This is a genomic window from Kitasatospora sp. NPDC004723 (genome assembly GCF_040609255.1).
Taxonomy (GTDB): domain Bacteria; phylum Actinomycetota; class Actinomycetes; order Streptomycetales; family Streptomycetaceae; genus Kitasatospora.
This window is the reverse complement of record NZ_JBEXJT010000031.1, coordinates 49,112-64,163: the sequence shown is the minus strand read 5'-3', so window position 1 is coordinate 64,163 and position 15,052 is coordinate 49,112. Positions and strand designations below refer to the sequence as shown.

Genomic DNA, 15,052 nt, shown 5'->3' with positions numbered 1-15,052 from the left:
GGGCCGGCGGGGACAGCACCCGATCGGCGGTACCGCCGGTCGGGTGGCTAGAGACCCAGCTCGAACCAGACGATCTTGCCCTTGGGCGTGCGCCGGCTGCCCCAGCGTTCGGCGAGCAGGCTGACCAGCTGGAGCCCGCGCCCGCCCTCGTCGGTCTCGTGGGCGCGGCGCTGCCGGGGCTGGGCGTAGCCGTCGTCCCAGACCTCGCACACCATGGTCCGGTCGCGCAGCAGCCGCAGCCGGATCTCGCCCCGGCCGTGCCGCAGCGCGTTGGTGACCAGCTCGCTGACCAGCAGCTCGGTGGTGTCGACCAGCTCGTCCAGGCCCCGGGCGAGCAGCCAGCTGCACGCGAACTCGCGGGCCTTGGCCACCGAGGTGGGCTCGGGCGGCAGGAACCACTGGCCGACGGCGTCCGCCGGGAAGGCGTGCACCTTGGCCATCAGCAGGGCGATGTCGTCCTCGCCGTGATGCGGGTTGAGCTCGCCGAGCACGTGGTCGCAGAGGTCCTCCAGGCCCTTGCCGCCGTCGGAGAGGGCGGTGCGGAAGGCCTTCAGGCCCTCGTCCAGCTGGTGCTTGCGGCTCTCGACCAGGCCATCGGTGTAGAGGCCGAGCACGGCGCCGTCCGGGAGGGTCAGCTCGACCTCCTCGAAGGGCTCGCCGCCGACGCCGAGCGGCAGGCCGGGCGGGACGTCCAGCATCCGGGCGGGCTCGCCGGGGCCGAGCAGGACGGGCGGCAGGTGGCCGGCGTTGGCGAAGGTGCAGCGCCGGGTGACCGCGTCGTACACGGCGTAGACGCAGGTGGCCAGGTAGACCTCGCGGGCCTCCTCGTCGGCGCTGGAGGTGAGCCGCCCGTACGGGTTGGACCGGCCGGTGGGCGCGGTGTCGTCGCCGAGGCCGCGGGCGATCTCGTCGAGCGCGGCGAGCACCTCGCCGGGTTCCAGGTCGAGCATGGCCAGGGTCCGGACGGCGGTGCGCAGCTGGCCCATGGCGACGGCGGCGCGCAGACCGCGGCCCATCACGTCGCCGATGACCAGGGCGGTGCGGTTGCCGGGCAGCGGGATGACGTCGAACCAGTCGCCGCCGACCTCGGTGTTGTTGTTGCTGGGCAGGTAGCGGCAGGCGATCTCCAGGCCGCTGGCGACCGGGTTGCCCGGGGGCAGCAGGCTGCGCTGGAGGATCAGCGCGCGCTCGTGCTCGCGGCGGTAGAGCCGGGCGTTGTCGATGCAGACGGCGGCGCGGGCGACGAGTTCCTCGGCGATGGCGACGTCGCGGGCGTCGAAGGGCTCGCTGCCGATCGCCCGGGAGAGCTGGACCAGGCCGAGCACCTGGTCGCGGGCGACCAGCGGGACGATCAGGGTGGAGCGCAGCAGCGGGTCGGGCCCGGGCTCGGGGACGACGCTGCGGCCGGTGCGCAGCGCCCGGGCGTGCGGGGAGCGGCGCGGGTAGCAGAGGGTGCCGCCGGCCTCGGCGATGGGCAGGCCGGTGACCGAGCCGAGCACCGAGGAGGCGCCGCCGACCACGCTGGAGACGGCGACCCGGCGCAGTTCGCCGCTGCCGTCGGTGAGCACGGTGTCGCCGAGCCGGCCGGCGCTGGGCACGGTCTCGCCGGAGAGCAGCGCGGTGTAGAGGTCGACGGTGGCGAGGTCGCAGAACGGCGGGACGACGACGTCCAGCAGCTCCTTGGCGGTGGTCTCCAGGTCGAGGGTGGAGCCGATGTGGGCGCTGGCCTCGTTGAGCAGGGCGAGGTTGCGGCGCACGCCGTCGGCCTCGCGTTCGGCGACGTGCCGGCTGGTGACGTCGGAGACCTGTCCGGCGACGCCCATCGGCTGGCCGGCCGCGCCGTTGAGGCGGTAGAGCGAGACGGCCCAGAGCCGGTTGCCCTCGCGGGTCGGGACGGCGGCGTGGAAGCGCAGGTCGAAGACGGGCTCGCCGCTGGCGAGGACCTTGCGCAGGGCGGCGGTGAGCCGGTCGGCCTCGGAGCCGGGGAAGATGTCGTGCGGGGTGAGGCCCTCCAGGTCGGTGGGGGCGAGGCCCATCCCGGAGGCGAAGGCGTCGTTGACGCGCTGGAGCCGGAGCCGGTCGTCGAAGAGCACGAAGCCGGTCGGCGTCTGGCCGAAAACCGCCTCGGACGCGGCCAGATCCGTCTCGATCCGGCGGAGCCGGCCGAGGTCGACCGCGAGACAGGTGGCGCCGGCAGTGGGCAGCGCGCTGTCCGGCATGAGGTAGAGCTCGGCGAGGCCCTCGCCGCCGTCGGCGTGCCGGTACGGGGTGGTGCCGACCCACTCCTCGCCCGCCAGGATGCGCTCCAGCCGGGCGCGACCGCGCCGCCAGAGCTCGCGGGGGACGAAGGTGGTCACCGGGTCGGCGCCGACCGCCTCGGCGGCGGGGACGCCGAAGAACTCGGCCGCGCGCTCGCTCCACTGGCTGATCCGGCCGTCGGGGCCGATCGCGAAGGTGGCGACCCGGATGTAGTCGTAGAACGAGCCCGGATCCCCGGCACCCCACCGCTGCTCCTCGGCCGTCGGCCGCGGGGCGCGGGCCGGTACGGGCAGCTGGTGGGCAGGGGCGGGCCGGCGTTGGGCGCCGGCCTGCCCGGGTACAGCGGCATGACCGCTGCTGCTCGGCGCATTGCGCGCCGGGGTGCTGTTCACGGACCGACCCCTCCAAACCCGCGACCGTCCGGATGTCGAGAAGACCGAGTATTCATCATCGAGGGGTACGTTCACACGCCCTCAACATCACAACATCAGATCGGGCGAAGGTTTTTGTCCTACCGCCCGCGCAACCACAATGCCACGCTCGCGCCCCCTGCCGGAGCGCGCGCTCCCCCGGGGGCTCCCGATGGCATATGCAGCGGCGTTCTCCCGCACGGCCCGTCCGCCGCTCAACCGCCGGACAACTCGGCCTCGGGGGTACCCGGCAGCGCCTGCTCGAACCAGACCACCTTGCCCATCCCCTCCGCCCTGGCCCCCCAGTGCAGGGCCAGCAGATCCACCAGTTCCAGCCCGCGGCCGCCCTCGTCCGCCTCGGCGGCGTGCCGCTCGCGCGGCGGGTCCGGCAGCGGGTCGGAGATCTCCACCAGCAGCGTCTCGCCGAGCGTCAGCCGCACCCCGATCGGCGCGCTCGCGTACCGGACGGCGTTCGTGACCAGCTCGCTGACCAGCAGCTCCGCGGTGTCGGTCAGCTCCTCGACGCCCCACTCGGCCAGCGTCGCCCGGACCAGCCGGCGGGCCCGGGAGACCGCGGTCGGCTCGGCGGGCAGCGTCCAGCCGGCCGTCGGGGTGCCGGCCTGCCCGTGGCCGAGCCGGGCCAGCAGCAGCGCCACGTCGTCCGGCTCGCGGCCCTGCTCCATGGTGTCCAGCACCGCCTCGCAGGCCGCCTGGATCGACGCGTAGGGCTGCTGGAGCACCGTGATCAGCCGGTCCAGGCCGACGTCCAGGTCCTTGTCCCGGGACTCCACCAGGCCGTCGGTGCACAGCGCCAGCAGGCTGCCCTCGGGGATCTTCAGCTCGACGGACTCGAACGGCACGCCGCCGACCCCGAGCGGGGCGCCGGAGGGCAGCTCCAGGATCCGGCCGGCGCCGCCGGGCAGCGGGCCGCCGTTGCGGGTCGGCCCGTCCGCCTCGTCGCCCGGCACCACCAGCACCGGCGGGATGTGGCCGGCCTTGGCGGCGGTCAGGGTCGCGGTGGCCGGGTCGAACACCGCGTAGACGCAGGTGGCGAGCAGCGCCTCGTCCGGGCCTTGGGCGAGGTCGTCGGCCAGCTCGTGGACGTGCCGCAGCAGCACGTCCGGCGGCAGGTCCAGGGCGGCCAGCACCCGGACGGCGGTCCGCAGCCGGCCCATCGTCGCGGCGGCCCGCAGGCCGTGGCCCATCACGTCGCCGACCACCAGCGCGGTCCGGTCGCCGGGCAGCGGGATGACGTCGAACCAGTCGCCGCCGACCTCGGTGCCGCTGCTGCCGGGCACGTAGCGGTAGGCGACCTCCACGCCGGTGGGCTGCGGCACCTGCTGCGGCAGCAGGGTGCGCTGGAGGGTGAGCGCGGCGGTGCGCTCGCGGGCGTACAGCCGGGCGTTGTCCAGCGAGGAGCCGGCCCGGTCCGCCAGCTCGACGGTGAACGCCAGGTCGTCCCGGTCGAAGCCCTCGCGGTAGCCGGCCCGGCTGACCAGCAGCAGGCCGATCACGATGCCCCGGGCCCGCAGCGGCACCACCAGCATCGAGTGCACGCCCAGGTCGTGCGCCGCCTGCATCTTCGGGTCGCCGGCGTAGGTGACGTCGCTCAGCTGGTCGGCGCCGGAGAGCAGCTCGGGCACGCCGGTGCGCAGCACCCGGCCGCAGGCGGAGTCCTCGGCGAAGGTGATCCGGGCGCCGCGCCGCAGCATCACCTCCACCTCCGGGCCGTCCTGGACGGAGGCCGTGCCGAGCTGGAGCAGCGAGGTGCGGCGGTCGTGGCCGTGCCGGGGCAGGTCGTCACCGTGCGCGACGGCCTGCAGCAGGATGACGGCGGCGTGGTCGGTCAGCCTGGGCACCACCGCGCTGGCCAGCTCCTGCGCGATCCGCGAGGCGTCCAGCAGGTCACCGACCCGGGAGCCGAACTCGTTGAGCAGCGAGAGGCGGCGGCGGGCGTGCTCGACCTTGGCCACCGCCCGGTAACGCTCGGTGACGTCCATCACGGTGCCGGAGATGCCGAGGACCCGGCCGGAGCGGTCGGTCATCCGGCTGTAGGAGACCGAGCGGTAACCGGACCTGGCGGTGATCGGCGAGGCCAGGGTGACGTCGATGACCGGCTCACCGGTGGCCAGCACCTGGCGTTGGATCGAGGTGATCTCGTCGGCGGCCCGCTCCGGCAGGGTCTCGCCGGTGGTGCGGCCGACGTGGTCCTCCGCCGCGACGCCGTTCATCTCGGCGAGGGTCCGGTTGACGGCCGTGTAGCGCAGCTCGGTGTCGAGGATCGCGATGCCCAGCGGGGACTGCTCGAACAGCGCGTCGCGCACCGCGAGGTCCCGCTCGACGGCCCGGACGGCCGCCGCCGCGGCCAGGTTGACCTGGAGGAACGGGGTGCCGTCGCCGTCCACCAGGAGCGAGATCCGGGCGTCCACCAGCACCGGGGCGCCCTCCCGGTCGCGCAGCTCGGCCGGGCCGGACCAGCGGCCGTGCCGCAGGGTGTCCTGGATCGCGCCCCGGAACCTGTCCACCTGCTCCTCGTCGGGGACCAGCGCGTCGATCCGGCGGCCGACCAGCAGCTCGCTCGGCCAGCCGAGCAGGTCCTCGGCGGCGGGGCTCCAGAGGACCACGCGGCCGGCGGTGTCCAGGATCGCGATGGCCACCCTGACCACGTCGAAGAGGCTGCCGCTCGCACGGCCGCCGCTCCCGGCGGCGGGGACCGCCCCGACGGCGCGCGGGCCGCCCGGGAACGCCCGACCGGGGCGGCTGCGCATGCCGGCCGACGGGGCCGCGTCGGGCACCGTCAGCGAGGGGGCGGGCTGCACCGGCTGGGCGGACGCCGCCCCCTCGGCCCCGCCCTCGCCCCGGCGGCGCCCGGCCGACCGCTCCCCGGCCGCCTCTGCCGCCCCGGCGCGGCCGTCGATCGCGCGGTCCGCGCCACGACGCAGCCGGGCGCGGGCGGCGGCGCCTCCGCCGGCGCCCGCCCGTCGCGCTCCCCCGCCGCCGTACCCACTGCTCGACACCGACGGGGCCTCCGGCTCTGCTCGGATCGGCGGCGCCGGCTGGGGCGGCTCACCGATGGTGACGAATAGTGCCGAAAAGTGACATACCCAGCAGAACCAAGGCTATCCCGCCGGTCGCGTCGGCTTTTCCGATTTGCCCGATCCGTCGCCCCCACGCGTCGTTCGCGGGCGCGGGGCGGCGGTTCGGCGGTGCGGACCGGTACCATCCGGGCCGCACCGGCCCGGACGCCCGGCCCGGAGGGGTGTCGGCAGGTCAGGGGGCGGTCAGCAGGCGGGCGACCTCGGGCAGGACCTCGCGGTCGTGCTCCAGCCACTCGACGTCGGCCAGCTCGGCGGGGCCGAGCCAGCGCAGCTCGTCATGGTCCTGCAGGGGGCGCGGCTCCCCGGAGAGCAGTTCGGCCGCCCAGAGCCGCAGCTCCAGGCCCGGGCGCACCAGCCACGCGCCGGGCAGCCGGGTGAGCGCCCGGGCGCGGACGCCCAGCTCCTCCATCAGCTCGCGCTCCAGCGCCTCGGTCTCGGTCTCGCCCGGCTCGGCCTTGCCGCCCGGGAACTCCCAGCGCCCAGCCACCTCCGCGGGCGCGCTCCGCCGGGCGGCGAGCACCCGCCCCCGGTGGATCAGCGCGCCGCCGACGACGATCCGGTTCTCCGCTGCGCCGCCGGCGGACGCCGACGGGTCGATGGTCCTGTCCATGGGCATCGACCTTAGGGCCTCCCCCTGGGCGTTCCCCGTCAGTCGCGCGGGCCGCGGGCCCCGGAGGCGCCGGCGGGCTCGGCCTCCACCCAGTACAGCTGCTTGTGGCCGCGCGCCTCGAACTCGGCCGCGAGCCGCTCGGCCGCCTCCTGGTCGATCCCCCCGACGACCAGGAAGCGGTTGCCGTTGTCGTCCTGCCGCATCACCCGGTAGGTGTCCATGCCGCCCAGATTAGGGGGCTCCTCAGACCCGGATGTCGGAGGCCTGCTCGCCGGTCGGCAGTCCCAGCTCGCCGCGGATCTCCACCACGAGCCGGTGGCTCTTGACCGTCTGCGCCTGCGCCTTCTGCACCTCGTGTTCGAGCGTCTGCGCGTCCGTGGACCTGGCGGCGGCGTCCCAGGCGTTGGCGGCGTCCAGCTGGACCGCGCCCAGCTCGATCAGCTTGGCCCTGGCCCCGCCCGGCCAGTCGGTCCCGCCGGCCGACAGGTCCGTGACCTCCTTGCGGCAGGCGGTGGCCATCGTCTTCGCCCAGCTGCGGTACTTCTCGGGCTCCTCGTCGACGTCGCCCTCCGGCATGGCGGCGAGCGCGCCGTTGTAGGCCTGCGCCGCGTCCAGGTAGGTGCGCTGGGCCTTGGTGAGCTTGCTCCGGTCGGTGCGGACGCTGCCCACGTGCACCCTCGTCTCGTCCTCGAAGGTGCAGGTCACCCGGCGGTCGTCGGACACCCAGGCGGCCTGGCTCGGGAAGTAGTAGGTCTCCACCACGCCGTCGGGCACGATCCAGGGGTCGAGGGCGTAGTCGTCGTGCACCGGGATGCAGAGCCGCGAGGCCTCCTTGCTGACCTCGTCCCGCCCGGGGTAGCGGCCGGGCGTGCCCGCGACGTTGGTGAAGCCGGCGACCTCGCCGTGATGCGGCGCCGAGCAGGGCACCACGACCACCCAGTAGACGCCCTTGGCGTCGGCGTCCTGCCCGGAGCTGAACGGCGGCCGGTTGAAGCAGTCGCCGGTCACCAGGTCCTCGACGGCCACCGACCCCTTGGGGCCGCGCGGGGAGTCCGCGTACCGCTCCCCCTCGTCCAGGCCGACCGCGAGGAGGCCGATGAACGCGAACAGGGTGACGACGGCCCCGAGGATGCCGGTGACCAGACCGGCGACCGCCATGCCGCGGCCCTTCTCGTTCCGCTTGGGGATCTGGACCAGCGCGACGATCGAGAAGGCCACCGCCAGCGGCCACATGCAGAACAGACCGGTGACCAGCGCGGCGACCGCGAAGCCGTTGGTGACCGTCGGGGCGGGGAGATAGGGGAAGCCGGGCTGGAAGCCGGAGTGGGCGGCGGGGGCGACGGCCGCCCAGCCGGTGGCACGCGGCCGGTCGGGGTCGACGGGCGCCAACAGCTCGGACGGGGCGGCCCACGGGTCGGCCGCGGGCGGGGCCGCCGCGGCGGCCTGGGCGGAGCCGGGGGTGGGTGTCGCCCAGGGATCGGGCACGGGCGCGGGGGCGACGGGGGCGGCGTCGGCGGGCGCGGGCGACGCGGCCTCAGGAGTGGCCTCAGGAGTGGCCTCGGGGGCGGGCCGGGGCGCGGCCTCGGGGGCGGGCGGCGCGGTGGGCTCCGCGGTGGGCTCCGCGGGGGCGGCCTCCGCGACGGCCTCGGGTTCGGCCGCCGGCTTGGTCAGCTCGACCCGCTCGACCGGCTCGGGCGCGGAGGCGGCGGCGTCGGACTCGGGCTTGGACACGTACGATCTCCCCCGGCCCGCGGGAGGCGGGCGACAGCTCGGCAGGACGACCCGCGGAGCCCGCGGGCGGATCGCGGCGGGCCGTCGGGCATGGGAACAGGCGCGCGACTCTACCGGATCTTGTGAAACATCCGCGCACCTTTTCCCCGCCGCACGAACCATCCCCTCACCGCACGGCCACGCCCGTGTTCAGCGGCGCGCCAGCACCTCCCCGTGCACCATCGCGAACCACCCGTCCCCGGCCGCCGCCCACTCCCGCCAGCCGGCCGCGATCCGGGCCAGTTCGGCCTCGTCGGCGTCCCCCCGCGCCACCGCCGTCCGCGCGATGGCGGAGCCCGTGATCCGGTCCGCCCACAGCCCGCCCCACCACGCGCGCTGATCGGGCGTCGCGTACGTCCAGGTGCTCGACGTGGCGGTGATGTCGGTGAAGCCGGCCGCCCGGGCCCAGGACAGCAGCCGCCGCCCGGCGTCCGGCTCGCCGCCGTTGCACCGGGCGATCCGCCGGTACAGCTCCAGCCAGCGGTCCAGTTCGGGCACCTCGGGGTACCAGGCCATGGTCGCGTGGTCGACGTCCCGGACGGCCACCACGCCGCCCTCGGCGGTGACCCGGCGCAGTTCGCGCAGCGCGCCGACCGGGTCGGCCACGTGCTGCAGCACCTGGTGGGCGTGCACCACGTCGAACTCCCCGTCCGCGTACGGCAGCCGGTGCACATCGGCGACCTCGAACGCGACGTTGGACAGGCCGCGCCCGGCGACGTGCGCGGCGGCCTCCTCCAGCACCTCCGCCGAGGCGTCGGCGGCCACCACCCGGCCCGTGGGCCCGACCAGTTCGGCCAGGTCGGCGGTGATCGTGCCCGGCCCGCAGCCGATGTCCAGCACGGCCTGCCCGGGCCGCAGCCGGTCGCGCAGGTACGCGGCGGAGTTCTCGACGGTCCGGGAGCGGTGCGAGCGCAGCACGGACTCCTGGTGGCCATGGGTGTAGACGGCGGGCTTCGCTGCGGTCATGGTGACGTCCCCCTCGGGATCGGCCGGTTCCTCGACGCCTCCGACGCTACTCGCCGTCCCGCATTTCAAGAAGATTCGTCTCACATACCGACCGCATTACCGCCGGGAGCGCAGCGGCCCCCACCCGGACGGCGAAGGTCCGGACGGGGGCCGACCGCCCTGCGGCAGTGCCTAGTTGAGGGTGAACCAGGTGGTCCGCGACTTCTTGAACTCCGGCTGGGTGAGGTCCTTCGCCGCGACGCCGTCGTTGTAGAGCACGGCCGAGCCGTCGTCGGTGATCAGCTGCACCCGGGCGCCGGGGGCGGTGAGGTCCGGGATGTCCGCCACGGCCTCCCAGCCGCCCGCGTCGGAGGTCGGCAGGTCGAGCACCTTCACCGGCTGCGAACCGGGCTGGCCGTCCCAGCGGTAGAGCGCGTACGGGTCGGAGTTGTCGTCCGCCGCCCAGGAGCCGGCCACGATCAGGTACTGGCCGAGCGCGTTGCGGCGCAGGTCGCGCACCGAGAGGCCGCCCAGGTTCAGCTCGATCGGCTCGCCGAAGGTGGCGTGCGAACCGCCGAGCAGCGACGGGAAGTTGGTGACCGGCACGATCAGCGCCCGGCCGCCGGTGACCGCCGGGGTGAGCGGCGCGCGGAAGCCCACGTACGCGGTGGTGGTGCTGCCCGGCGCGAACTCCAGGCCCTCCACGTTGAAGCCGTCGATCTGCTTGGGCGCCTGCCCGTCCGCCGCGCCGGCCGCGAAGCCGTAACGGTTGCCGTGCGCGCGGTCCCAGGCGATCAGGTCGTCACGCAGCCCCCGGTACGAACCGGACAGCGACAGCTGGGTGGTGGCGCCCGAGCCGGTGACGGTGGTGGCGAACACGGTCTGCCGGTCCGGCTTGACCACGCCGTCCTTGTTGTTGCCCAGCGAGCCGGTCCAGTAGATCGTATTGCCGACCCGGGTGGCGGCCTCGATGTCGATCTCCTTGGAGACGCCGAGCGCGGCGGAGAAGTCCCAGGTGCGGACGGGCGCGCCGGAGGCGTTGCGGTCGTACAGCCGCAGCACGTTGGACTCGTCGTCGGCCACCACGATGTACCCGTTGCCCGCGTCCACCGCCGCCGAGGCGTCGCTGGAGCCGGTCAGGTAGCGGCTGTCCGCCGAGAACTGCACCGCCGGCGAGGCCGCGTAGTGCAGCGTCTTCGACGCCGTCCGGCCGCCGAGCCCGGTGACCTTGACGGTGAGGTCGGTGTAGCCGACGCCCTGCGCGGCGACCGCCAGGGTGCGCGCGGAGCCGGTGCCGGCGACGGTGACGTCGGTGGTCCGGGCCACGGCGGTGCGGGTGCTGGCGGTGGCGGCCACGGCGAGGTCGGAGGCCGCCGCGCCGCTCTGCGCCACCGTGACGGTGACCGTCGGGTCGCCGGTGGCCCCGACGGCCCCGGACAGGTAGGCGGCGGAGAACGTGATCGTCGGGGTGCCGTAGGTCACGGCGGCGGCGGGACCGACCGGCAGCGCCAGCAGCGGCAGGGCGGCGGTGGCGACGGCCAGCGGCAGCAGGCGGCGGGAGGGACGGGACACGGTGACAGCCCTTCGACGTGGGGGCGGTGCGAGGTCCGGACCAGGGTGGGGCCCGTCGGCGAACGCCACCCCGACGGCAGCGGGCCGTCCGGCGAACACCGGCCCTCGCGCGGACTGCGCATCCGCCGGCGCCGTACCGTGGACGGGCAGCCGCCTCACAGAACGGTCCCCGCCATGCCCGCGCCGCGCCCCTTCGTCCTGCTGAGCGCCGCCATGTCGCTCGACGGGCACCTCGACGACGCCTCCCCCGAGCGGCTGCTGCTCTCCGGCCCGGTCGACTTCGACCGGGTGGACGCCGAGCGGGCGGCGAGCGACGCGATCCTGGTCGGCGGCAACACCCTGCGCGCGGACAACCCCCGGCTGCTGGTCAACGACCCGGCCCGGCGGGCCGCCCGGCGCGCGGCGGGCCGGCCGGAGTACCCGCTGAAGGTGACGCTCAGCGCGAGCGGCCGGCTGGACCGCTCGCTGCGGTTCTGGCACACCGGCGGCGAGCGGCTCGCCTACACCACGGACGGCGGGGCCGCCGTGCTGCGCCCGGAACTGGACGGGCTGGCCGAGGTGGTGGCGCTGGGACCGACGGTGGAGCTGGGCGCGGTGCTGGACGACCTCGGCGCGCGCGGGGTACGGCGGCTGATGGTCGAGGGCGGCAGCGGGGTGCACACCCAGTTCCTGGCCCAGGGCCTGGCGGACGAGCTCCAACTGGTGGTGGCCCCGCTGCTGGTCGGACAGGCGCGGGCGCCGCGGTTCGTCGGCCCGGCGGACTTCCCCGGCGGCCCTGCCCGGCGGATGCGGCTGCTGGAGGCCCGTACGGTGGGCGATGTCGTCCTGCTCAGGTACGCCCCGAAGGAGCCCGCCCCGTGACCGACCCGCACCCCGCCGACCTGGCCCTCCTCCGCCGGGCCGTCGAGCTCTCCCGCCGCTGCCCGCCCTCGGAGACCGCCTTCTCGGTCGGCGCCGTGGTCGTCGCCGCCGACGGCACGGTGCTGGCCGAGGGGTACAGCCGCGAGACGGACGGCCACGACCACGCCGAGGAGGCGGCGCTCGGCAAGCTCCCGGCCGGCGACCCGCGGCTGCGCGGCGCGACGGTCTACAGCTCGCTGGAACCCTGCGGGCAGCGCGCCTCCCGTCCGGTGCCGTGCGCCGAACTGCTGATCGCGGCCGGCGTCCCCCGGGTGGTGGTGGCCTGGCGCGAACCGTCCACCTTCGTCGCCGAGACCAGCGGCGCCGCACGGCTGGAGGCGGCCGGCGTCGAACTGGTGGAACTGCCCGAGCTGGCCGAGGAGGCCCGCGCGGTCAACGCGCACCTGCTGGGGTGACACCGCTCGAAGCGCGGGGCATCTTTTGTATCCTTATTGAACAATCCACTTCACCGCATGCGGCACGCCCGCTCGCCCCGCGCCCCCTGGAGCCGCCCGATGCCCGCGACGACCTTCACCCCCCGCGCCCTCCTGCTCGACATGGACGGCACCCTGGTCAACTCCGATGCCGTGGTCGAACGCTGCTGGCGCCGCTGGGCCGAGGAGCACGGCCTCGACCCGGCCGAGGTGCTGCGCGTCGCCCACGGCCGCCAGGGCCACACCACCATGGCCGTCCTGCTCCCCGACCGCCCGACCGAGGTCAACCTCGCCGAGAACCGGCAGATGCTCGCCACCGAGAAAGCCGACACCGACGGCGTCGTCCCGGTCCCCGGCGCCCCCGCCTTCCTCGCCGCCCTGGCCGGCCTCCCGCACGCCCTGGTCACCTCCGCCGACGCACCGCTCGCCCGGGTCCGGATGGCCGCCGCCGGCCTCCCCCTGCCGCCGGTCCTGGTCACCGCCGAATCCGTCGGCGCCGGCAAGCCCGACCCCGAGGGCTTCCTCAAGGGCGCCGCCGCCCTCGGCTTCGCCCCCGCCGACTGCCTCGCCTTCGAGGACTCCGAGGCCGGCATCGCCGCCGCCCACGCCGCCGGCGTCCCGGTCATCGGCGTCGGCCCCCGCGCCGCCGCCCACCACCCCACCGCCCACGCCCCCACCCTCGAATCCCTCGCCATCACCCGGGGCCCCGCCCCCACCTTCACCGTCACCCTCGCCTGACCCCCGACGACAACGCCCCGCCACCGGCGAGCGAGCCGGGCGGCGGGGCGCAGCGGGCGACAGCGCGAGCGGGCCGGACTCCGGAGAGTCCGGCCCGCTCGGCACGCGGTGGTGGCCGGGTCGGACGAACTCGCCGGCCATCAGTAGTGGTAACGGGCGGCCAGAACGATGATCTCCCGGTCCGTCACCAAGTAGACGAGGCGGTGCTCATCGTCGATCCGCCGGGACCAGGCCCCGGGCAAGTGGTACTTCAGCGGCTCGGGCTTGCCGATGCCGGTGAACGGGTCGCGCAACACGTCCTCGACGAGCCTGTTGATCCGGGCGAGCATCTTGCGGTCGCTCTTGAGCCAGGAGGTGTAGTCCTCCCAGCCGGTCTCCTCGAAGACGAGCCTCACGCGGCACCCTTCTCGCCATCCGCCGCGTCAGGGTCGATGAGCTCCCGCTCGGAAAGCCCTATGCCACCAAGGGCGTTCTCGTACGCCTTGAGCAAGCGGCGGGCGTTCACCGGCGAGCGCAACAGGTAGGAGCCTTCACGCAGGGCGGCGTAGTCCTCGGCCGAGACGAGTACGGCGTTCCCGTGCTTGGAGACGATCTCAATGGCCTCGTGATCGTCGTTGACCTTCTTGATCAACGGGAAGAGAGCCTTGCGCGCCTCGCTGGCAGTGATCGACATCGACTGAACTCCCTCCACGGCTGGTACCACATAACGTACCACTCAAGTGGATGCGACGAGCCGAAGAAGTCAGCACCAAGTCAGCACGGAAAAGAGATCGGGGCCCGCCTCATGGGAGGCGAGCCCCGTCCGACCTGCGCATTCGACAGATCGATCTACCTCAAAGTCATGAAGCGATCACACGTTGAAGCGGAACTCCACGACGTCGCCGTCCTGCATGATGTACTCCTTGCCCTCGATGCGGGCCTTGCCCTTGGCGCGGGCCTCGGGGAGGGAGCCGGTCTCGACGAGGTCGGCGAAGGAGATGACCTCGGCCTTGATGAAGCCCTTCTGGAAGTCGGTGTGGATCACACCGGCGGCCTCGGGGGCGGTGGCGCCCTTCTTGATGGTCCAGGCGCGGGCTTCCTTGGGACCGGCGGTGAGGTAGGTCTGCAGGCCGAGGGTGTCGAAGCCGACGCGGGCGAGGGTGGCGAGGCCGGGCTCGTCCTGGCCCATCGACTGGAGGAGCTCCAGGGCCTCGGCGTCGTCCAGCTCGATCAGCTCGGACTCGATCTTGGCGTTGAGGAAGATCGCCTCGGCGGGGGCGACCAGCGCGCGCTGGGCCTGCTTGAAGTCCTCGTCGGACAGCTCGTCCTCGTCGACGTTGAAGACGTAGAGGAAGGGCTTGGCGGTCAGCAGGTGCAGCTCGCGGATCGGGGCGGTGTCGAAGCCGGCCTCGAAGAGGGTCTTGCCGGTCTCCAGGATCGCCTGGGCGGCCTCGGCGGCGGCCAGGACGGGGGCGGTGTCCTTCTTGAGGCGCGCCTCCTTCTGGAGCCGGGGCAGCACCTTCTCGATGGTCTGGAGGTCGGCCAGGATCAGCTCGGTGTGGATGGTCTCGATGTCGTCCTTGGGCGACACCTTGCCGTCCACGTGGACCACGTCGGGGTCGGTGAAGGCGCGCACGACCTGGCAGATGGCGTCCGACTCGCGGATGTTGGCGAGGAACTTGTTGCCCAGGCCCTCGCCCTCGCTGGCGCCGCGGACGATGCCCGCGATGTCGACGAAGTCGACGGTGGCCGGGAGGATGCGCTGCGAGCCGAAGATCTCGGCGAGCTTGTTCAGCCGCTCGTCCGGGACGCCGACGACGCCGACGTTGGGCTCGATGGTGGCGAACGGGTAGTTGGCCGCCAGCACGTCGTTCTTGGTCAGGGCGTTGAACAGGGTCGACTTGCCGACGTTCGGCAGGCCGACGATTCCGATCGTGAGCGACATGAAGCGCAGTCCCGTGGGCTTGGAGGAGTTGGGCCGGCCCGGACGCCGGACCGATCCCCCAGTCTACGGGCAGCGGGTCCGCCGTCGGCCGCCCCGGCGGCGGCGGTGCAGTTGAGCGGCGGTCACACCAATACGCCGTCCGGGGACACGGACCAAGCCCCGACAGCCCATTACACAGTGTGGCGATGATCGGACCGTACGTTGGGTGGGTGGAGCAGAGCATCCGTACCCAGCCGCCAGGGCCCAGACGCCGACCGCCGAACGGCGCGGCCGGGGCCGCCGTCCCCGGGCCGGGCCGGGCCCGCGAGAGTGCGGGGGAATCGGCCGTTCCCGCCCTCAGGGCCAGGGGGAGAACCCCCGGGAAGGCCGCGGGCAACCCCCCCGGCAAGGCC

Annotated in this window: 11 protein-coding genes and 1 pseudogene; 2 read left to right on the top strand and 10 right to left on the bottom strand. The window is 74.4% G+C overall.

All coding sequences use genetic code 11. The features are described from left to right. Positions 1-47: 47 nt before the first annotated feature. The 7 genes from ABZW10_RS25955 to ABZW10_RS25925 all read right to left on the bottom strand — a co-directional run bounded on the left by ABZW10_RS25955 (position 48) and on the right by ABZW10_RS25925 (position 10,613). Positions 48-2,468 (bottom strand): SpoIIE family protein phosphatase, encoded by a 2,421-nt coding sequence (locus ABZW10_RS25955; protein WP_355370034.1) that lies wholly within the window; start codon positions 2,466-2,468, stop codon positions 48-50. A gap of 416 nt (positions 2,469-2,884) precedes the next feature. Beyond that, positions 2,885-5,686, bottom strand: coding sequence for a SpoIIE family protein phosphatase (locus ABZW10_RS25950; protein WP_355369982.1), 2,802 nt, complete (start codon positions 5,684-5,686; stop codon positions 2,885-2,887). Positions 5,687-5,939: 253 nt separating this feature from the next. Further along, the gene (locus tag ABZW10_RS25945) at positions 5,940-6,377 is read right to left on the bottom strand and encodes an NUDIX domain-containing protein (protein WP_355369980.1); all 438 of its coding nucleotides are present in this window, start codon (positions 6,375-6,377) and stop codon (positions 5,940-5,942) included. A gap of 38 nt (positions 6,378-6,415) precedes the next feature. Next, positions 6,416-6,598, bottom strand: coding sequence for an SPOR domain-containing protein (locus tag ABZW10_RS25940; protein ID WP_355369978.1), 183 nt, complete (start codon positions 6,596-6,598; stop codon positions 6,416-6,418). A 22-nt stretch (positions 6,599-6,620) separates the two neighbouring features. Next, on the bottom strand, positions 6,621-8,108 hold the full coding sequence (locus ABZW10_RS25935; RefSeq protein ID WP_355369976.1) for a DUF4190 domain-containing protein: 1,488 nt from the start codon (positions 8,106-8,108) through the stop codon (positions 6,621-6,623). A 189-nt stretch (positions 8,109-8,297) separates the two neighbouring features. Beyond that, complete coding sequence (locus ABZW10_RS25930) at positions 8,298-9,113, bottom strand: methyltransferase domain-containing protein (RefSeq protein WP_355369974.1); 816 nt, start codon at positions 9,111-9,113, stop codon at positions 8,298-8,300. Positions 9,114-9,284: 171 nt separating this feature from the next. Next, a complete protein-coding gene (locus ABZW10_RS25925; RefSeq protein WP_355370032.1) occupies positions 9,285-10,613 on the bottom strand; it encodes a hypothetical protein in 1,329 nt (442 codons plus the stop codon). A gap of 225 nt (positions 10,614-10,838) precedes the next feature. Between ABZW10_RS25925 and ABZW10_RS25920 the strand changes: the two are divergent. Both ABZW10_RS25920 and ABZW10_RS25915 read left to right on the top strand, forming a co-directional pair. Then, positions 10,839-11,980, top strand: a pseudogene (locus ABZW10_RS25920) (dihydrofolate reductase family protein). A 99-nt stretch (positions 11,981-12,079) separates the two neighbouring features. Continuing rightward, a complete protein-coding gene (locus ABZW10_RS25915) occupies positions 12,080-12,736 on the top strand; it encodes an HAD-IA family hydrolase (RefSeq protein WP_355369972.1) in 657 nt (218 codons plus the stop codon). 140 nt (positions 12,737-12,876) lie between these two features. Here ABZW10_RS25915 and ABZW10_RS25910 read toward each other — a convergent pair whose 3' ends face one another. The 3 genes from ABZW10_RS25910 to ychF all read right to left on the bottom strand — a co-directional run bounded on the left by ABZW10_RS25910 (position 12,877) and on the right by ychF (position 14,660). Next, positions 12,877-13,131, bottom strand: coding sequence for a Txe/YoeB family addiction module toxin (locus ABZW10_RS25910; RefSeq protein WP_355369970.1), 255 nt, complete (start codon positions 13,129-13,131; stop codon positions 12,877-12,879). Beyond that, positions 13,128-13,409 (bottom strand): type II toxin-antitoxin system prevent-host-death family antitoxin, encoded by a 282-nt coding sequence (locus ABZW10_RS25905; RefSeq protein ID WP_344325967.1) that lies wholly within the window; start codon positions 13,407-13,409, stop codon positions 13,128-13,130. The genes ABZW10_RS25910 and ABZW10_RS25905 overlap by 4 nt, the downstream gene beginning before the upstream one ends. 177 nt (positions 13,410-13,586) lie before the next feature. Continuing rightward, positions 13,587-14,660, bottom strand: a complete 1,074-nt coding sequence (gene ychF / locus ABZW10_RS25900) for a redox-regulated ATPase YchF (protein WP_355369968.1) — start codon at positions 14,658-14,660, stop codon at positions 13,587-13,589. Positions 14,661-15,052: the final 392 nt, after the last annotated feature.